Source organism: Paenibacillus agaridevorans, assembly GCF_018604145.1.
Lineage (GTDB): Bacteria > Bacillota > Bacilli > Paenibacillales > Paenibacillaceae > Pristimantibacillus > Pristimantibacillus agaridevorans.
Window position 1 is genome coordinate 524,452 of sequence record NZ_CP075889.1, and the last position, 19,724, is coordinate 544,175.

At 54.5% G+C, this 19,724-nt stretch carries 18 protein-coding genes; 8 read left to right on the plus strand and 10 right to left on the minus strand.

Translation table 11 applies throughout. From position 1 onward, the window contains the following. Window positions 1-2 precede the first annotated feature (2 nt). Entirely contained in the window at window positions 3-1,265 is a 1,263-nt protein-coding gene (gene odhB, locus KJW29_RS02115; RefSeq protein ID WP_214628576.1) for a 2-oxoglutarate dehydrogenase complex dihydrolipoyllysine-residue succinyltransferase, read from the plus strand. Window positions 1,266-1,344: 79 nt separating this feature from the next. Here odhB and KJW29_RS02120 read toward each other — a convergent pair whose 3' ends face one another. Then, complete coding sequence (locus KJW29_RS02120) at window positions 1,345-2,199, minus strand: AraC family transcriptional regulator (RefSeq protein ID WP_246608546.1); 855 nt, start codon at window positions 2,197-2,199, stop codon at window positions 1,345-1,347. A 169-nt stretch (window positions 2,200-2,368) separates the two neighbouring features. Here KJW29_RS02120 and KJW29_RS02125 point away from each other — a divergent pair, with 169 nt between their 5' ends. From KJW29_RS02125 to KJW29_RS02145, 5 genes are all read left to right on the plus strand, one after another. Further along, window positions 2,369-3,502 carry a Gfo/Idh/MocA family protein gene (locus KJW29_RS02125; RefSeq protein ID WP_214628577.1) on the plus strand — a complete coding sequence of 378 codons (1,134 nt, stop codon included), beginning with the start codon at window positions 2,369-2,371 and terminating at the stop codon, window positions 3,500-3,502. Further along, the gene (locus KJW29_RS02130; RefSeq protein ID WP_214628578.1) at window positions 3,499-4,572 is read left to right on the plus strand and encodes a Gfo/Idh/MocA family protein; all 1,074 of its coding nucleotides are present in this window, start codon (window positions 3,499-3,501) and stop codon (window positions 4,570-4,572) included. The genes KJW29_RS02125 and KJW29_RS02130 overlap by 4 nt, the downstream gene beginning before the upstream one ends. A gap of 212 nt (window positions 4,573-4,784) precedes the next feature. Next, window positions 4,785-5,966, plus strand: a complete 1,182-nt coding sequence (locus KJW29_RS02135; protein WP_214630953.1) for a GTP-binding protein — start codon at window positions 4,785-4,787, stop codon at window positions 5,964-5,966. A 414-nt stretch (window positions 5,967-6,380) separates the two neighbouring features. Continuing rightward, window positions 6,381-7,085, plus strand: coding sequence for an SDR family oxidoreductase (locus tag KJW29_RS02140; protein WP_214628579.1), 705 nt, complete (start codon window positions 6,381-6,383; stop codon window positions 7,083-7,085). Between the two features lie 53 nt (window positions 7,086-7,138). Next, window positions 7,139-8,089, plus strand: coding sequence for an aldo/keto reductase family protein (locus KJW29_RS02145; protein ID WP_214628580.1), 951 nt, complete (start codon window positions 7,139-7,141; stop codon window positions 8,087-8,089). A gap of 77 nt (window positions 8,090-8,166) precedes the next feature. Here KJW29_RS02145 and KJW29_RS02150 read toward each other — a convergent pair whose 3' ends face one another. The 4 genes from KJW29_RS02150 to KJW29_RS02165 form a co-directional block, all read right to left on the minus strand. Beyond that, window positions 8,167-9,246, minus strand: coding sequence for a Gfo/Idh/MocA family protein (locus KJW29_RS02150; RefSeq protein WP_108991975.1), 1,080 nt, complete (start codon window positions 9,244-9,246; stop codon window positions 8,167-8,169). A gap of 5 nt (window positions 9,247-9,251) precedes the next feature. Next, on the minus strand, window positions 9,252-10,187 hold the full coding sequence (locus tag KJW29_RS02155) for a helix-turn-helix domain-containing protein (protein ID WP_246608547.1): 936 nt from the start codon (window positions 10,185-10,187) through the stop codon (window positions 9,252-9,254). A gap of 6 nt (window positions 10,188-10,193) precedes the next feature. Next, on the minus strand, window positions 10,194-11,183 hold the full coding sequence (locus KJW29_RS02160) for a Gfo/Idh/MocA family protein (protein WP_214628581.1): 990 nt from the start codon (window positions 11,181-11,183) through the stop codon (window positions 10,194-10,196). A 117-nt stretch (window positions 11,184-11,300) separates the two neighbouring features. Next, window positions 11,301-12,158, minus strand: coding sequence for a helix-turn-helix domain-containing protein (locus tag KJW29_RS02165; RefSeq protein WP_214628582.1), 858 nt, complete (start codon window positions 12,156-12,158; stop codon window positions 11,301-11,303). A gap of 131 nt (window positions 12,159-12,289) precedes the next feature. On the opposite strand from KJW29_RS02165, the gene KJW29_RS02170 reads away from it, so the two are divergent. Next, entirely contained in the window at window positions 12,290-13,585 is a 1,296-nt protein-coding gene (locus KJW29_RS02170) for a Gfo/Idh/MocA family oxidoreductase (RefSeq protein ID WP_214628583.1), read from the plus strand. 25 nt (window positions 13,586-13,610) lie between these two features. Beyond that, the gene (gene uxaC / locus KJW29_RS02175; protein WP_214628584.1) at window positions 13,611-15,017 is read left to right on the plus strand and encodes a glucuronate isomerase; all 1,407 of its coding nucleotides are present in this window, start codon (window positions 13,611-13,613) and stop codon (window positions 15,015-15,017) included. 268 nt (window positions 15,018-15,285) lie between these two features. Here uxaC and KJW29_RS02180 read toward each other — a convergent pair whose 3' ends face one another. The 5 genes from KJW29_RS02180 to KJW29_RS02200 all read right to left on the minus strand — a co-directional run bounded on the left by KJW29_RS02180 (window position 15,286) and on the right by KJW29_RS02200 (window position 19,697). Then, window positions 15,286-15,507, minus strand: a complete 222-nt coding sequence (locus KJW29_RS02180; protein ID WP_214628585.1) for a hypothetical protein — start codon at window positions 15,505-15,507, stop codon at window positions 15,286-15,288. A gap of 69 nt (window positions 15,508-15,576) precedes the next feature. Beyond that, the gene (locus KJW29_RS02185; RefSeq protein ID WP_214628586.1) at window positions 15,577-16,803 is read right to left on the minus strand and encodes an aspartate aminotransferase family protein; all 1,227 of its coding nucleotides are present in this window, start codon (window positions 16,801-16,803) and stop codon (window positions 15,577-15,579) included. Between the two features lie 891 nt (window positions 16,804-17,694). Beyond that, a complete protein-coding gene (locus tag KJW29_RS02190; protein WP_214628587.1) occupies window positions 17,695-17,922 on the minus strand; it encodes a hypothetical protein in 228 nt (75 codons plus the stop codon). Next, window positions 17,871-18,695, minus strand: a complete 825-nt coding sequence (locus KJW29_RS35905) for a hypothetical protein (protein WP_246608548.1) — start codon at window positions 18,693-18,695, stop codon at window positions 17,871-17,873. The genes KJW29_RS02190 and KJW29_RS35905 overlap by 52 nt, the downstream gene beginning before the upstream one ends. A 129-nt stretch (window positions 18,696-18,824) precedes the next feature. Beyond that, on the minus strand, window positions 18,825-19,697 hold the full coding sequence (locus KJW29_RS02200; protein ID WP_214628588.1) for an AraC family transcriptional regulator: 873 nt from the start codon (window positions 19,695-19,697) through the stop codon (window positions 18,825-18,827). Window positions 19,698-19,724: the final 27 nt, after the last annotated feature.

Genomic DNA, 19,724 nt, shown 5'->3' on the forward strand with positions numbered 1-19,724 from the left:
ACATGGCAGAAATTATCGTTCCAGAATTGGGAGAATCGATCACAGAAGGTACGATTACGAAGTGGTTCGTTAAAGAAGGGGACTCCGTCAACCAAGGCGACGTCCTCCTCGAGCTTGAGACGGATAAAGTTAACATTGAGATTAGCGCAGACAGCAACGGCGTCGTATCGAGTATCGCGAAGGCGGACGGCGAAGTCGTTCAAGTAGGCGAAGCGATTGGAGCTATAGGCAATTCTACGGGCGCTGCTCCATCCGCGCCTGCACCGGCAGCGGAGCCGACGGCTCCCGCACCAGCTCCGGCAGTAGCTGCACCTGCAACTCCGGCTGCAGCTCCGGTATTGTCGTCTTCGGCGGCATCGGTTAACGCGTCGCCGGCAGCCCGCAAGCTTGCCCGCGAGCAAGGCATCGACCTGACGCAAGTACAAGGCAAAGACGGCATCGGCCGTATTTTCCCGGACGATGTTCGTGCGCATGGGGTACAGGCATCGGCTCCCGCACAGGTGGCTCCAAAGGCACCCGCTGCAGCGCCTGCGCCTGCAGCTTCGGCAGCGACGCAAGGCGGCAAGCCGGTTGAGCGCAAGCGCATGTCGCGCCGCCGCGCCACAATCGCCAACCGACTGGTAGAGGCTCAACGCACGGCAGCTATGCTGACGACGTTTAACGAAGTCGACATGACGGCGATCCTCGACCTGCGCAAGCGCCGCAAACAATCGTTCTTCGACAAGAACGAAGTGAACCTCGGCTTCATGTCCTTCTTCACGAAGGCGGTTGTCGGAGCGCTTAAGCAGTTCCCGCTGCTGAACGCGGAGATCGACGGCGAAGACATTATCATGAAAAAATATTTCGATATCGGTATCGCGGTAGCGGCGAAAGAAGGTTTGGTCGTGCCAGTCGTACGCGACGCCGACCGTCTGGGCTTCGCAGAGATCGAGCGTAACATCGTCGAACTGGCGAAGAAAGCACGCTCGAACACGCTTGCGCTCAGCGATCTGCAAGGCGGAAGCTTTACCATTACAAACGGCGGCGTATTCGGCTCCTTGTTGTCCACGCCGATCTTGAACGCGCCGCAAGTAGGTATTCTGGGGATGCACAAGATCCAGCTTCGCCCGGTAGCCATCGACGAAACCCGTATGGAGAACCGCCCGATGATGTATCTCGCTCTTTCGTACGATCACCGTATCGTAGACGGCAGCGAAGCGGTTCGCTTCCTGGTAGCCATCAAAGAAATGCTGGAAGATCCGGAGCAATTGCTGCTGCAAGGTTAATCGTCGGATAAATGTTATAGGATATACCAAAAACCGATCCACTCCCTTAGGAAGTGGATCGGTTTTTTGCACCTTAAGCTCAAGCTCTCGCATGCACGAGTTGATTTTTTTTGCGATATTGCTCCGGCGTCATGCCGGTATGTTCCTTAAATACTCGGCTGAAGTGGGACGGATGCTTGAATCCGACATCGTAGCCGACATCAGTGATGCTGCTATGACTTTGGATAAGTCGCAGCTTGGCCTGATACACCCTTCGGTGCATCAAATATTGGAAGATGGTCATGCCGGTCACCTGCTTAAACGTCTTGGCCAAATAAAACTTGCTGAGATGCAGCCTTTCGCCGATGTCTTCCAGTGTAATTTCTTCGTTATATTGGTTTTCCAGAAACGAAATTATAGTTTGCACATGCTCCTCCTTCGAGGAAGGATAGCTGTTTTTCGCCTTTAGAGGTTGATCGCATAGCTCGCCAAGAAAAATGAAGAAGTCCAGCAAACGCGCCTGGAATCGTTGATAGGAGTGAGGAGTCCCGCGAGCGTACATCTCGTTCATAACGGCGAGCGCCTCCTCGGCTTCCGCTTTGGCTTCGCCGCGGAGCTGCAGCCTAACATTTTGCAGCTTGCTGAACGGCGCCAGCAGATCGTCCGTAAAGGCAGGCTGAATATGCTGTTGAAAGTAGCCGGGATCGAGATGGATGGTCGTCCGATGATAGGCGATGGCCGGGTCTACATGGGCTTTATGCAAGGTCATTCCATGCATGAGAAACATATCGCCGGGCTCAAGGACGTAGATTTTGTCATTGATAAGGTAATTTGCTTTGCCGCCGTGGAAATAATAGACCTCGTAATGAGGATGCGTATGGTAATTATGCATGGATTCATAATTGATCGATGTTCCGATCGTAATCGGAGCGGCTATAAGGTGTTTGTTGACCATGTGTCTCCCCCCTTCGCGACTACTCCAATTATACACCAATCAGAGTCAAATGAAATGCAAAAACGGTTAACGCGGAAGAAGAACGGAAGTGTTGCTCATGATAAGATTAGCGCAAGAACAAGTCATTATGGAGACTTTTATCAGGTCCCATTAAAGGAGCGTATTATTGATGAGCATTGTACGGTTGGGTGTAATCGGGCTTGGCAATATGGGCAAAGGACATATCGGCTATATGCAGCGTGGCGAAGTAAAGGGCGTCAAGCTGACGGCCGTCAGCGATAGCGCGGAGCCTGGACAGCTCTGGGCCAAAGAAAATCTGGGCGACGATGTAACTCTGTTCGCCGATCCGTTCGTGATGATGGATTCCGGTCTTATCGATGCCGTTCTAATCGCAACGCCTCACTATTCGCACCCGGAGCTGGCGATCGCGGCTTTCCAGCGAAACCTGCATGTGCTGTGCGAGAAGCCGGCGGGCGTCTATACGAAGCAAGTGCGCGAGATGAACGATGCGGCTGCCCGTACGGATGTGAAATTCAGCATGATGTACAATCAGCGGACGAATCCGCTCTATCAAAAGCTCAAGGATTTGGTCGACAGCGGCGAGCTTGGTGAGATCAGAAGAACGAATTGGATTATTACGAACTGGTACCGTTCCCAGAGCTATTACGATTCCGGCACATGGCGGGCGACTTGGGAAGGCGAAGGCGGCGGCGTGCTCATTAACCAGGACCCCCATCAGCTCGACTTGTGGCAATGGACGATCAACATGATGCCTAAGCGGGTTCGCGCGTTCTGCTACTTCGGCAAACACCGCAATATCGAGGTGGAAGACGACGTAACCGCGTTCGTCGAATACGAAAATGGCGCCACGGGCGTATTCGTAACGACAACGGGCGAGGCGCCGGGAACGAACCGCCTGGAAATCAGCGGCGATCGCGGCAAGGTCGTTATCGAGGACAATAAGCTGACGTTCTGGCGTCTGCGTGTTTCCGAACGCGAGTTTAATGCAACTTTTACAGGCGGCTTCGGCGCTCCGGAATGCTGGAAATGCGAAGTTCCCGTTCATGGCACGAATCCCGACCATAAAGGCATTATGCAAAATTTCGTAAATGCCATTCTGCATGACGAAGCTCTTATTGCTCCGGGAGAAGAAGGCATTAAAGGTTTGATGATCTCCAATGCGATGCATCTGTCCACTTGGACGGATAACTGGGTTGATCTTCCGATCGACGAAGAGCTCTATTATTCTTACTTGCAGAAGAAAATTGAAGAATCGCGCAATCGCAAAGGGGTGAAGGCATGAGTAAAGACGGTATGAATTATGCGCCTAAGGGCGACGTAAAGCGCGTCGTGGAGCCAGGCCAATTCTTTTTTGCGGCCACGAACCTGGATCACGGCCATATTTACGGCATGTGCAACGGTCTCGTTGAGGCAGGGGGCGAGCTTCGATGGGTATATGATGGCGATCCGGCAAGAGCGGAAGCGTTCGCGCAGAAATATCCGGGCGTCAAGATTGCTTCCTCCCTGGAGACGATTCTGGAGGATGCCGAGGTGCAGCTAGTCGCTGCAGCGGCAATCACGTCGCTGCGCGGTCCGCTCGGCGTGCGCGTCATGCGCAGCGGCAAACATTATTTCACGGACAAGGCGCCGTTTACAACGCTGGAGCAGTTGGAAGAAGCTCGAGTTACCGCAAGCGAGACCGGCAAAAAATATGCCGTCTACTATAGCGAGCGTCTGCATGTAGAAAGCGCTATTCATGCAGGGGAGCTTATCCGCCAAGGGGCGATCGGCCGAGTCGTACAAGTCATGGGTCTTGGACCGCATCGACTAAATGCGCCGTCGCGCCCCGACTGGTTCTTTAAGAAAGAGCAGTATGGCGGCATCCTGTGCGACATTGGCTCCCATCAGGTCGAGCAGTTCTTGTATTTTACGGGGAACACGGAGGCCAAAGTCGTAAACAGCAAGGTCGCGAATTACGCGGCCAAGGACTATCCCGAGCTGGAAGACTTCGGCGATATGACCCTTGTAGGCGAAAATGGCGCAACGGGTTACTTCCGCGTGGACTGGCTGACGCCGAACGGACTAGGCACATGGGGCGACGGCAGAACGCTTATTCTCGGCACGGAAGGATACATCGAGCTTCGCAAGTACATCGACGTGGGCAGAGAAGCGGAAGGCGACCAATTGTACCTGGTAAACGGGGAAGGCGAGCAGCATATGCGCCTCCGCGGCAAGGTTGGATTCCCGTACTTTGGGGAGCTTATTCTCGATATTCTTAACGGCACGGAAAACGCGATGTCGCAAGAACACACGTTCAAGGCGGCGGAACTGTCGCTGATTGCGCAACGGGATGCGGTAAGAGTGGAAGGTTAATGAGGAGGGAGCCGGGCGTAAATAACGCTCGGCTTTTTTATGCGTTCCGTTGACAGGCAGAAGAGGTTGTGATAACTTAAATAGTAATAATTACGATTAATCACATAACGAACATACATACTTCTCATACATACATCCTTTTGGATATCAGGGGAGGTATCTTTTTTAGAGTGCTATCGTAATTGTTACGAATAATTAGGAGGGAACCAATGATGCCACAATCCAAAATTCCAGTGACGGTATTAAGCGGCTATCTGGGAGCCGGGAAAACGACGATTCTCAATCATGTATTAAACAATAAGGAAGGTCTGAAGGTTGCGGTCATCGTCAACGATCTCGGCGAGGTGAACATCGATGCGGACTTGATTCAGAACGGCGGCGGCTTGTCGCGCACGGAAGAGAAGCTGGTAGAGCTGTCGAATGGCTGCATCTGCTGCACTTTGCGGGAGGATTTGCTTCGGGAAGTGGAACGATTGGCCGAGGACGGCCGCTTCGATTACATCTTGATCGAGTCGACGGGAATCGGGGAGCCCGTGCCGGTCGCGCAGACGTTTACCTACATCGACGAAGAGCTTGGCATCGACCTGTCCCGTATCTGCAAGCTGGATTGCATGGTTACGGTCGTCGACGCCTACCGATTCTGGCATGATTACTCGTCAGGCGAGTCGCTGCTGGATCGGAGTCAGGCCGTCGGCGAAGCCGACACTCGCGAGGTGGTGGATCTGCTTATTGATCAAATCGAATTTTGCGATGTGCTGATTCTTAACAAATGCGACATGGTTGAGGCAGATAAGCTCGGGGAGCTGGAGATCGTGCTTCGGACGCTGCAGCCGCGAGCGAAGTTTATTCGGGCGGAACAAGGCGTAGTAGATCCCAAGGAAATCCTTCATACGGGACTGTTCGATTTCGAAGCGGCAAGCCGTTCGGCGGGCTGGATCAAAGAGCTGGAGTCGCCGCACCATACGCCGGAGACGGAGGAATACGGAATCAGTTCCTTTGTCTACGAACGAAGGAAACCGTTCCATCCGGAGCGTCTGATGGCCTGGATGGAGCGTTGGCCCGAAGAAGTCGTTCGCGCCAAAGGGTTCGTATGGCTGGCTACCCGCGATCGTATGGCGCAAAGTCTGAGCCAAGCGGGACCGTCCATCCAATTCGGTCCTGCCGGCCTCTGGGCGGCATCGCTTCCTCAGGCGGAGCTTGAGACGTTGCTCCGCGAGGAAGAAGGACTCCAAGAGAGTTGGGATCCCGTTTATGGGGATCGCGCTACGAAGATGGTGATGATTGGCGTATCGTTGGATCGGGAGCCTTTGACCGCATCGCTGGATCAATGCCTGCTGACCGATTCGGAGATGACACTGGATTGGTCGGAGTTATCTGACCGCTTCCCGCAGTAAGTAGAGTTCCGCTGTGCAGCTATAAAGTGCGATTTCTGCGAACCCAAGAGGATCAAGCCCTGAAGCTGCTTCCGCTTATACGACCGAACAACGCGTTGTCACCGTCCCATTGGTGGTGCAGCGCGTTTTTGCATTGTTAGAGGCAGCCTGGTGGGACGATACATCTTTTGGCCGTATATGGTTGCAAGCGATTGCAATTGCCATTATGATGAAATGGCGGACAATTCGATCCCCCCCCAACACAAAGGATGCGTTGATGTGTGCCCGCCGATAGGTTGCTTCCGTCGTTGGTGTACGCGCGTGCATTAAGTAATCTGTTGATTCTTGATGGGAACGAGGCTCAACGAGAAGATGGGGTTTGCGAGCAGTCAAGATGCTGGAGTTGCTGGAGAACGATAAATAAGGAGTGTCATCATGAAAAATATCGTCATTACAGGAGCGAATCGCGGTCTTGGATACGAATTAGCCGCCGAAGCGGCGGCGAGAGGTTATCAAGTATGGGCTGGCGTGCGGGGACCGGGCTCCTCGGCCGAGAAGCTGCTTTCGCTGGCGGAACAATATCCGGAGCAAGTACATGTTCTGCCGCTGGACGTTACGGATGAATCGTCGGTTCGATACGCATTCGGGAAGCTCGCCGCCCGCATCGATTCGCTGGATATCGTCATCAACAGCGCGGCGATCCTGCTTGGTCGGGACCAGAAGCTTGAAGGGCTTGAGATGGAATTGGTCGAGCAATCCTTCCAGACGAACTTGTACGGTCCCATGTTGGTCATGAAGCATGCGCTCCCGCTGCTGAAAAAAGGGTCGGACCAAGCCATCATCAATGTGAGCTCGGAAGCGGGCAGCATGGCCGGGGCTTACGGCGGCGATTACGGTTATGCGTTGTCCAAAAGCGCGCTGAATATGTTTACCGCGCAGCTGCGCAAACAATTCTCACCGCTTGGATATGCGGTATACGCGGTGCATCCCGGTTGGATCCGCACGGATATGGGCGGAGAGAAGGCGCCTGGGGATGCCGGGGAATCAGCTGCCGGCATCTTGGATCTGGCGGAGCGTAAGCAAGGAGATGCGGATGGCGCCTTCTTCGTAAATCAACGAGGCGAACCTATGAAGTTGTAATCTTACGAATAACGGATTCGGCAATATTACGAAAATAAAGGAGGAACAAACAAATGGAATATCGCAGATTAGGAAGAACGGGTCTCAAGGTTAGCGAGATCAGCTTAGGGAGCTGGTTGACCTACGGCAACTCGGTGGATGACGGCACCGCGGCCCGTACGATCGAACAAGCGTATGAGCTCGGCATCAATTTTTTCGATACGGCCAACGTATACATGCGCGGCGCGGCCGAGGAGGTCGTCGGCAAGGCTCTCCGAGCCTATCCTCGCGAATCTTACGTGCTCGCGACCAAGGTATTTTGGCCGATGGGCGACGGTGTAAACGACCGCGGTTTGTCCCGCAAGCACGTCCTGGAGCAGGCGAATGCGAGCTTGAAACGTCTGGGACTGGATTACGTCGACATCTATTACTGCCATCGCTATGACAAGGAGACGCCGCTGGACGAGACGCTGCGCACGATCGAGGATCTTGTGCGGTCCGGCAAGGTGCTGTACGTGGGCGTGAGCGAGTGGACGGCGGCCCAAATCCAGGAGGGACTCGGCGTGGCGGATAAATATCTGCTCGACCGGATCGTCGTCAATCAGCCGCAATACCATATGCTGAACCGGCAGATCGAGAAGGAGATCATTCCGCTCAGCGACAGCAACGGCATCAGCCAGGTCGTATTTTCTCCGCTTGCGCAAGGCGTGCTGACGGGTAAATACCGTCGGGGCGAAGACGGAACGCCATCAGGCAGCCGTGCGACCGATAGCAGCTCCAACATGTTCATCGGCGGTCTTCTAAGCGACGGCAACCTGGAGAAGGTGGAGAGTCTCACCAGCATCGCAGACGAGCTCGGCATCTCCATGGCTCAGCTTGCGATCGCATGGATTCTCAGGCTGCCGGGCATAGCCAGCGCTCTCGTCGGCGCGAGCCGTCCGGAGCAGATCGTCGAGAACGCGAAGGCGAGCGGCGTGAAGCTGCCGGAGGATATTCTGGCGCGGATCGAGGATATTCTGGCGTAAAAAAAGCGGCAGTGCAACCGGGAGACGCGTCCCCCGCCGCACTGCCGTTTCTTTGTGACAGCCGAAAAATATACGGCTTAGAAATAGATCGCTTTGCCCGTCTTCGAGGACTCGTAGATCGCTTCGAGGATCTGGGAAACCACGTAAGCTTGCTCCGGCGTGACGACAGGCTCCGTATCTTCGTCGATCGCCTTGATCCACAGTCTCATCTCCAGATCGGAATCCTTCTCGGACTTGCCCTCGTAGAAGGCTACGCCGCCCGCGTTCAGGTCGATCTCCTTCGTGAACAAGCGGCTGTGCTGTTCGCCGTTGATGCGAAGACCGCCCTTCATGTCGGCTCCGCCTTCGGTACCGCTCAGCGTACATTTCGCTTCGTCAACTTCCAGCGTGTTCAGCGCCCAGCTGGATTCCAGGACGATGGTAGCGCCGTTCTCCATGACGATCATACCGAATGCGGAGTCTTCTACCGTAAAGAGCGCCGGATCCCATGGACCCCAGGCATTAGCGGAATTAGCGCGGCCGGACAGCTTGTGATAAGCCTGGCCAAGCACGACCTTCGGCTTGTAGTTGTCCATCATCCACAGCGTAAGGTCAAGCGCGTGCGTGCCGATATCGATAAGCGGGCCGCCGCCTTGTTTCTCTTCGTCCAAGAATACGCCCCATGTCGGAACGGCGCGGCGACGAATCGCGTGCGCCTTGGCGTAATACACTTCGCCGAGCTCGCCTGCTTCGCAGATTTGCTTGAGGATTTGGCTGTCGGGACGGAAGCGGTTGTTGTAGCCGACCGTCAGCTTTTTGCCTGTACGTTTGGCAGCTTCCAGCATGCGGCCAGCGTCGTGAGCCGTCTTAGCCATCGGCTTCTCGCTCATAACATGTTTGCCGGCTTCCAGCGCGGCGATCGCGATATCGGCATGGGAGTCGTTCGGCGTGCAGACATGAACGATATCGATGGACTCGTCCTTCAGAAGCTCCGTGTAATCCGTGTATACTTTGGCGCCTTCCGCGCCGTATTTGGCCGCTGCTTCAATAGCGCGATGCTCCACGATATCGCAGAATGCGACCATTGCCACATTGTTTAATCTCTTCAAGCTTGGCATATGCTTGCCGTTTGCGATGCCTCCGCAGCCAATAATGGCAATGTTGTACGTTTTGGACATAAAAATTAGCCTCCCGTAATGGTTTGTTTCCGATAATCGGATGGAGTCATGCCGTACCGCTTGCGGAATACGGCATGCAAGTAATTGCTTGTGGAGAAACCCGTCATCGTTGCGATCTCCTCAATCGACTTGACGCCCTCGGACAATTCCCGGCAGACGGCCGAGAGCCTTATATCTTCCAGCACGCGGCTGAACGTATGCTCTCCGTCCCGGTTCATTTCCTTGAACAGCCTTTGCATTTGACGAGCGCTTAGACGTTGCTTCTCCGCAACTTCCTCGAGTGACAGCGGGCCGCCGTAGTTGGCTTGCATAAATTCCACCGCAAGCTGGTACCGGTAAGCCTTCATATCTTTCGTAGGAAGAAGTCTTGTCTCATTTACTGTATCATAGGCGCGGACGGAGCGCAGTAAAATTTGAATAACATTCTGCTTGATCGTCGTATAGCTGCCCGCATAATATTCGTTGCAGGCTTCGTACGCGTTCAGGAAACAGCGCATCGCATCATGTGTATCCAGCGCAGGGAACAAGGGGAGAGCCTTCAGCTTGCCTATGCAAGAACGAGCCTCGGCCCACTCCAAGTCTTCATCCTCGCCGTCGGCGGCAATTCGTTCCACGATGTCGATATGCAGACACAACTCATCCATTCCCTCGCGTTCGCCCGCCTCTTGATAATGCATGACGCCAGGACCTGTCAAGTAGAATAAGCCAGGCTTTAGCGAATACTCTTGATCGACCAGAATCACCTTGCCCTTGCCCCTGGGAATAAAATGAAACTCATATTCCGCATGCTTGTGAAACGCGACAGAGCGTCCCGCTGGAAAATAGGTCAAATGAAATCGGAGCACGTGGATATCGTACGGTCCCCACTGAAATCGAAGATCGAGACGTTCCAGCGCATCGGGCCGCTCGCTCATGACGGAGTAGGGGAATACCGTTGCCACGGGGAGTTACCCTTCCAACTCGTCCAGACGCACGGCGCGTCCCTCGGAATTGGAGCGTCCCGCCGCTTCCATCAGCATCGTCAGCTCGCGTGCGTAGGCGATGTTTTCGTCCGCCGTCGTGCCGTTCTGAACATGCCCGACCCACTGCTCGAAGGCGCTTTCGCGGTTGGCAGGAATCTCGACCGACTGCCAGGCCTGATCGTCGCCTGTGCGAACCAACAGCTTGTTCTCCGGCGTGCCGTAGAACAGGGAACCCTTCGTTCCATGCACTTCGATGGAGAACGGCGAATGCGGATTGACGAATCCGGCTTCCACGATGCCGATCGCGCCGCCTGCTCCACGTACCAGAGCAACCGCGTTGTCCTCTACTTCGCGACCCGTCACATAACCGAATTGGGCCGACACCTCGGATGGCAATTCGCCAAGGAAGAGTCGGGTTAGATACATCGGGTGGCAGCCCAGATCGATCAGCGCGCCGCCGGCGCATTGCTCCAGACTATAGAAGTGTTCCGGCAGCCAATTAGCAAGCGCGCCGTTATGGGATAGTCTGACGCGAACTTGCGTAATTTGCCCCAAGGCTTCCTCCTCCAGAAGCTCGCGAATGGCCAGCGTGTAACCATCGTTCAGACGAGGCAGAGATACGGTCAGCTTCAAGCCGTTGTCGTCAACCGCTTTCAGAATCCGATTTACTTCTTTAAGCGTAGGCGCGACAACCTTCTCCGTGAAAATATGTTTGCCGGCCGCAGCCGCGGCGAGCATAACCTCCGTATGGCGATTCGTCGGCGCGTCAACGATGACGGCGTCGATTTCTCCGCTCGTCAGCATATCGTCCAGATTGGCATAAAACGGTACGCCTAGCTTCTCGGCAGCGGCACGACCGCGCTCCTCGTTCTCGTCCCACACAGCGGCCATGACCGTGTCCGGATGTTTTAAAGCCTGATTTGTATAATCCCAGGCATGTACGTGCCAGTAGCTAATTTTACCGATTCTCAACATTTCATCGTCTCCTTTGGGTCGCCTGACCACAGACTGATACATGCAAATTTATGACAACAAAACAAATTTACCATATTTATTATCCCAATATAAGTGTGAAAAAACGACTGTTTGAGTTTAAAATTGCGACATTGATTTTCGATACTCTCTTGGCGATACGGAGGAGATCTTTTTGAACGTCTTGCCAAAGTGAGAGAAATTATCGAAGCCGACACGCTCCGCCACCGCGGAGACGGTAAGCTCCGACTCGCGGAGCAGGCGCTGAGCCTCCTTTACCCGCGTCAGCACAACGTAATCCGTAAATGCGAAACCCGTCACTTCCTTGAACATGCGGCTAAGATAATGCGGGCTGATGAAGAAGCGCTCGGACAGATCAGCAAGCCGCAGCGACTCGTCGTAATGTCCGTTAATGTAACGGACGATCTCCGATATTTTGGCATGGAGAGGGGAGACGTGCTGGAACGGCTCCGGCTGATGGCTTGCCGAGTAGCGTCCGCACAGAAGCAGCAGACTTGCCGCGGCATTGCGGATCGCCAGGTGGTAGCCCGTCTCGCGAACGTCTGCCTCAAGACGCATGGCCCGGACGGACGCCTCGGCGGCAAGGCTCTCTTGCCGGGGCAGCCTCAGCACGCGGATCTCCGGGGAGAATAACGCGCCGAACATCCCGGACAGCTCGGCGCCAAGACCGCGCAGCCATTCATCCGAGAAGTGAAGAATCAGCCGTTCGTGACGGGCGTCCCCGGTCTGCATCGTTCGATGAAGCATCTCTTTGCCGATAAAGACAAGGTCGCCTTGCTCCACGAAATAGGAGCGGTCCTCAATGAAATAGATTCGGCTGCCGGACAGCAAGTAATACACCTCGTAATAAGGATGGAAGTGATCGATTGTCATCGTGTACGGTTCGGTTCGTTTCATATATTCGATATAAAGTTTGGCGGGATCGCCGAAGCTGACGTAATCGGATAGAGCGGCCATAAGAGATCTCCTCTTTTCGCAAGATTTGCGTGGTTTGATGCAATTTGAGCATTAATTGACAAGTATTATAGCATTTCCTTGCTGTAAGATGAAGATGAGAATGCATATGCGATAACTAGGAGGATAATCATATGACGAAAAAAAGATATGTACTGGTCGGAACAGGCGGACGCGCGGAGTTTTTTTACGGCGCAATTGCCAAGGACTTTAAGGAAACTTCCCAGCTTGTCGCGTTCTGTGATCTGAACTTGACGCGTATGGAATACGCCAACAAAATGCTCGTGACCAAATACGATTACGAGCCGGTGCGCACGTATGCCGCCGACCGCTTCGACGAGATGATTGAAGCAGAGAAGCCGGACGCCGTTATTGTGACAAGCGTTGACCGCACGCATCATACGTATATCATCCGCGCATTGGAGCTCGGCTGCGACGTCATCACCGAAAAGCCGATGACCGTGGACGAGAAAAAATGCCAGGAGATTCTGGACGCGGTAGAGCGTACGGGCCGGAACGTCCGCGTGACGTTCAACTATCGATATGCGCCGCATCATACAAAAGCGCGCGAGCTTATTGACAGCGGAGTCATCGGCAAAGTGACCTCCGTACACTTCGAATGGCTGCTCAACACGCAGCACGGCGCGGACTACTTCCGCAGATGGCACCGCAACAAAAACAACAGCGGCGGCCTGCTCGTCCACAAGTCGACGCATCACTTCGATCTCGTCAACTTCTGGATCGGTTCGGAGCCTGAATCCGTATTCGCCTACGGCGACTTGTTGTTCTACGGCAGGGAGAACGCGGAAGGCCGCGGCGAGACGAAGTTCTATGAGCGCGCCACGGGCAACGCCAATGCGAAGGAAGATCCTTTCGCGCTGCATCTGGACAGCAACGACCATCTGAAAGCCATGTACCTTGACGCCGAGCACGAAGACGGCTACCGTCGCGATCAGAGCGTATTCGGCGACGGAATCAACATCGAAGATACGATGGGCGTGCTCGTCAAATATAAAAACAACGCTATTCTTACTTATTCTTTAAATGCCTATATGCCTTGGGAAGGTTACCGTATCGCGTTTAACGGTACGAAAGGCCGCATCGAGATGAGCATTATTGAACAGTCTTACGTCAACTCCGGCGGCGACAAGGCGCTTGAAGGGGCTGTCATCGGCAAGACGCTGAACGTATTCCCGATGTTCGGAACGCCTTACACCGTTGAAGTCGAAGAAGGCAAGGGCGGCCATGGCGGCGGCGACCCCGTGCTGCTTAACGATCTGTTCGGCGTGCCGAAGGAAGATCGCTTCCGCCGCGCGGCGAACCATGTGGACGGCGCAAGATCGATTCTGACCGGCATCGCCGCAAACCGTTCCATTCAGACGGGGCAAGCCGTACAGGTTGATACTTTGGTGAAATTCCACCAGTCCTAATGAAACGATAAAAGGAGGGATACGTTTGAAGCCATTTTTGGACGATAACTTTCTGCTAAATAACGAGACGGCGGTGCAGTTGTACCATAACCGGGTAAAGAATCTTCCTATCATCGATTATCATTGCCATCTTAGTCCGCAGCAAATCTACGAGAACACAAGCTTCTCCACCATTACGGAGGCTTGGCTCTACGGCGATCATTACAAGTGGCGGTCGATGCGCGCGAACGGCGTGGAGGAGCGTCTGGTAACGGGGGGCGAAGGCGCTTCCGATTACGATCGGTTCCTCGCCTGGGCGAAGACGGTGCCGCAGACGATCGGCAATCCGCTCTACCATTGGTCGCATCTGGAACTGCGCCGGTTCTTTGGCTTGGAGGAGCTCCTTAACGAAGAAAATGCTCCCGTCATCTGGGAGAAAGTGAACGCGCAGCTGGCGACGGGAGAATTTAAAGCACGCGATCTGATCAGGAAGTCCGGCGTCGAGGTCATCTGTACGACCGACGATCCAGTCGATTCGCTGGAATATCATAAGCTGATCAAGGAGCTCGACGGCTTCGATACGCTTGTCCTGCCATCGTTCCGACCCGACAAGGCGCTGGAGATCAACCGGCCGACGTTCCTCGGCTGGATCGGGCAGCTCGGAGAAGCCGCGGGGGTTACGATCAAGGATTATTCCGAACTTCTGGCGGCGTTGGAGTCCCGAATCCGCTTCTTCCACGAAGTCGGCTGCCGCGTGTCTGATCACGCCTTCGATTACGTTCCTTACGCGGAGACGACGGCCGAAGAGGCCGCAGCAATCTTTGCGAAAGCGCTGAACGGAGAAGCCGTTACGCTCGAGGAAGAGAAGCAATACAAAACGTTCACGTTCCTGTTCATGGGCCGCTTGTACGCGGAGCTGGGCTGGGCGATGCAGCTTCATATCAATGCTTCGCGCAACAACAATCGCCGCATGTTCGGCAAGCTGGGGCCGGATACGGGCTTCGACTCCATCGGAGATGCCCCGGTCGCAGGGCCGCTTACGCGACTCTTGGACGAGCTTGACGGAGACGACGCGCTGCCGAAAACGATTCTGTATTCCTTGAACGCGCGGGACAACGAAGTGCTTGCGGCGCTGATGGGCAGCTTCCAAGGCGGAGGCGTGCCGGGCAAGATTCAGCTGGGTTCGGCCTGGTGGTTCAACGATACGAAAAACGGCATGTTGGATCAGATGAATTCGCTCGCGAACTTTGGTTTGCTGAGCCGGTTCGTCGGCATGCTGACGGATTCCCGCAGCTTCCTCTCCTATACGCGGCACGAATATTTCCGTCGTCTGCTCTGCAATCTGCTCGGCGAATGGGTAGAAAGCGGAGAAGCGCCGAACGATCCAGAGCTTTTGGGATCTATCGCGGAAAACGTCTCTTACCGCAACGCGAAAGCGTATTTCGGCTTCTAGATCGACAGGCGGTCAATGCCTAAGCTCTTCGACTAAGACGGCAATCTTAAAGTACATGTTCAAAAAGTTCGATTATCAGTATCGAGAAGATCGAATGAAGCTAGAACCTGAGGAGCGGAGCGTAGTGGAAGCTACGTGAGCACCGGAAGGTTCGGCTGAATTCGATATTCGACGTCGAGTAGGCTACTAGGATTACTTCGTAATGGAAAGCGGACTTTTTGAACAACCTCTTAAATAGATACGAAACAGCGTCTTTCAGGAACGCCCATCAGGACGGTCCGCGAAAGACGCTGTTTGTGTATTTGAGCATTTGAGGTCCTGCTACATTGGCGGCGATGCAGAACCATTCGGCTTGAGCCATAACTTTGCCCACAAGATAAAAGGCAAGTCCCCCTAAAAGCTCGAACGCAAAAAATTCCTTCCATTGCCATGCTTGCACCACCACAATGACATAACCCTTGTTTCTCGCCGACGGTATTCGTCCAATCATCCGTCATTCGCCCCTTCGCCTTCTCGAAATAACCGTAACTAAGGTATGCGAAGGGGCTTTTCCAACATGCTAAGAAATATCAAGCAGGGCGGCGGTTAGAATATCCGCCATCTCGTCGATATGCCGCTGCTCCGCGATCAGAGGCGGCATGAGCCGAATCGTCGATTCGCCCGTCACGTTAACGAGCAGTCCCAGCTCCATGCAGCGCGCGGCCAGCTTAGCCGCCAATCCGTTCGGCATGTCGAAGGCGGCCAGCAGCCCAAGCCCGCGCGGATTACGGACGAGATTATGCGACTCCAGCAGGCGGAGCTTCCCGAGCAGGTAGCCGCCTTGCCGCTGCGCGTTCTCCGTCAGACGGCGATCCAGCAGCTCGTGTACGACGGCATAGCCCACAGCCATGCCAAGCGGCTGGCCGATATACGTACCGCCTTGGTCGCCCGGCTCGAAGAGGTTGAACTTGTCGACGGCGAGCGTAGCCGACAGGGGGTAGCCGCCGCCGATTCCTTTGCCCAGCGTCATGATATCCGGCTTGATGCCGTAATGCTCCCAGGCGAACAGCTTGCCCGTCCGGCCGAGTCCCGTTTGCACCTCGTCGAAGATCAGCGCGATGCCGTACATGTCGCATATTTTGCGAAGTCCGAACAAGTACGCTTCGTCGACGGCATGCACGCCGCCTTCGCCTTGCACGAGCTCCAGCATGATGGCGCACGTCCGGTTGGACACGGCGGAGAAGCAGGCGTCGAGGTCTCCCATAGGCACATGGATAAACCCGGGAACCTTCGGCTCGAACAAGCTTTCCCACTGCTGCTTGCCGGTTGCGGACATCATGGCAAGCGTCCGGCCATGGAAGCTGTTCCGCATCGTGATGATTTCGTGCGCGCCGTCCAGATGGAGAGCGCCATGCTTACGCGCAAGCTTCACGGCGCATTCGTTTGCTTCCGCTCCGGTGCTGCCGAAGAATACTTTGTCCATGCCGCTGATGTCCGTCAGCAGCTCTGCGAACCGAATCATCGGCTCGTTGAAGTAGGCGGGACTGGCCAGCACGAGCCGGGAAGCCTGTTCCGTCAGCGCCTCGCGAAGAACAGCCGGGGAATGGCCCAGCGCGTTGACTGCCCAACCGCCGACAAAGTCTATATAGGATCGTCCTTCCGTATCTTGTATATACATGCCTTGACCGGAAGCCATGACGATTTCGGGCCGATTGGCGGTAAATAATAGATGCTTGCGGGCTGCCTGAAGCAGTTCGGCGGTCGTGCTTGCGGCCGTCGAGGGTTGCCCGGATAATACTTGTTCCATTGCCGATCCCTCCGTTTATTCAGTATTACTGTATAAATATACAGTATTACTAATAAATATTCAATAATTTATTTATTATGTTTTCATAAACGGATTAAAGGAAAAAGCGGATATAAGAATAAATGGAGCACAATCGCCATTGGCTGGCGATCGGAGATCTCAAATGCTCGTGGTCCCACGTCCTCACGTTCCCACACCTCCGCACCCCGGTTCACGTACCACGTCCCACGGTTCACGCTCACACGTCCCACGGCTAACGGACAAAAAAGACACTATTCTTCGATTTTGTTTGCTGTCGATTCATTGTGTGCAAAGCCGGAAATGAAGCTGCAATCCATCATCGCCAACGTGCTAACGGAAATAAGGGCCCTTATATGGATCTTTTGGCGTGATTTTAAAATTTAACGGAACTCGGCGACGTTATTCGTGAGAAATCCAGGCAAACCGCGGACTTTTGCCCATCATAAGAGCTGTCAGTTCCGTTAGATTTGCAAAGTGCGGCTTTTTGCTGTAATAACGCCTTTCATTTCCGTTACAGTTGCTCCCGTCCATTTCTTACCGGGCTCTTGCCCGCAATTTCACCTTTGCACAATTAATAGACAGCCTCATAGACGACCTTATCTGCATCTTCAGCCCGCCAAATTGCTTGATTGCGATTCCATAACGTCATTCCTGTCTGTTAGAATTTGTTTTGGACAAAAAACGGGCAAATAGCGTCGCTGATGTCCGATAGATTCTGATCCCTTGGTGTTTGGACAAAAACCAGGCAATTAGCCCCGGTGATGTCCGTTAGATTCCGCTTACCCGGCGTCCTTTTCTAAACGAGAACGAACAAAGCCGATCCGGCCCTCCAAGGGCGCGAATCGGCTTTGAAGATTGAAAAAGGAAGGATTAGTTGTCGAGCGTCACGGTAACTTGTTCGGAGACGGACCAGCTGCCGACCGGCACAACTTCGTACGCTACACCAGCCGTAAGTTTGCCATCATTCTGGATCTCGAACGTGCCTGTGGCGCCCTTGCGCGTCTGAACTTTGTACTGCGCGGATAAAACGGAGCTGTTGGCACCCTTTAATTGGACGGATCGGTAAGCGAACAGTTCATCGCCGGGATCTTCCGACAAGTAACGAGGAGCGTCTTCTCGTCCTGCGCTTCTGCGGATGCGATCGTCAACGGCTGGAATTCGGAGGCCACGAACTCGTTTTCCTTTAGCTCGAACCAGTCGGACGTCAACGTGTACCGGACACCGGATTTCAGCGTTTGGCCTTGCGGCAGTCGGAATTTAGGCTCCTGCTTGCCATCCGTTGATTGCGTGAAACCTACATAGCTCACTTCGATCGGCTCGCCGGCTTCCGGCGTGAGAGTAGCCTTCCGCGTCGCCAGCGAGGAGATGATGGACATCGGCTTGCCGTTTAGTCGGTTTTCCTCATCCAGTATCGCCGCATTGGCCCCTCTGCCTCCCGCATAGGCCGAAATAATGTAGCCGTAGTCGATGATGCCGTCCTCGCGGGATGATACTGCCTCGATCGTATCGGCCGTTACCTGGCGAACATTGTTCAGGACGAGCAGGTCGTGATTGGAGTCGATTTCGAATGATTGTTTGCCCTTGTAGCTAAGGGAATACACCATTTTGAGCGTCATGTCGTAGCTCTCGAGAAGCTCCGGGTCGCGCAGTTGTCCGGGATCGTGCTTGGCCAAATATTTGAGTTCCAGGAAAATGTTCTCTTCTTCGCCGGACAGCGGATGAAGCGAATAATGGATGCGGTAGAAGCTGCCGATGCTCCGGAAGTCTCCCGTGACGGCTACCGAGAGCAGGTAGGCGGCCGCGACGAACAAAACGACGGACAAGAGGACGACGGACGAGAAAGAGAGCAGCAATCGGAATCGGATGGACATGGCTGGCGGAAACCTCCTGCGCGGAGCGTGCGTGCAAAACATGCAAGTCCCGCGGTTTCTGTTGTTCGCCATTGTCGCACAGAAGCACGACCGATGCAACAGGGTAGAAAGAGGGGCTGCAACGAAGGGCTAGAAGTGCGTGCGGTACCTGTCGCGGAATCTGGTGGGAGCAAGGCCGTGGGCCCTTGTAAAGCGGGTCGTGAAATAAGGGACATGCTCGAAGCCGACGCTGGCGGAGATCTCGGAGACGGGCCAGTCCGTCTTTAGCAGCAAAAGCCTTGCTTGCTCCAGCCGGAGTTCCATTAGATATTCCATGGGCGTCTGGCCGAATACGCTTTTCATGCAGCGCGTGATGTAATTGTAATGAAAGTTGAGCGCGGCAGATAGCATCTCCCCCGTTACGGGAGAACGGTAGTGGGCTTTCAGGTAAGCTTCCGCGTTCTCGGCGACCATGACGGCAGGGCTCGCGTAACCTTCGTGCTGCCGCAAATCCAGCAGGCGCAGCAGCTCCTCGAACGTCTGCTGGCGAGTCCAGAAAGAACGGGACTGCTTCTCCGACGCTGCCTCGTTCAGCTTGGACATTAGCCGAAATGCCTGCTCCGGATACGGCAACGTCCAGCTTTGACGGATTTGGAGAAAATACGGCGCCGTCAAATATTGTTGCTTGTGCGGCTCGTGACTTGGCATGGGGGCCTGCGCATCCTCCGATAAGGACCAAGAAGCCGGCACGTGGAAATGAACCCAATAGAACACGGTCCGCTCTTCCGCGCCTTTCACGGAGTAATGGGTCCGATCCGGCAGGAGCAACACGCACTGGCCTTCCGTCAGGCTCCATTGCTGCTCTTCCTCTCCGATAAATAACGTGCCGGATTCCACCGCGATGAAATCGAATACGCCGAGGGCGGTTCGGTTGGGATGGGCATCTCCAGGCTGATAGATCGTTTTGCCGCTCTCCAGACAATAGGGCAACGGGGGGACGGCAATACTGATGATGGATGACATGACCGCGGCAGCCTCCTCTAGCTTTTA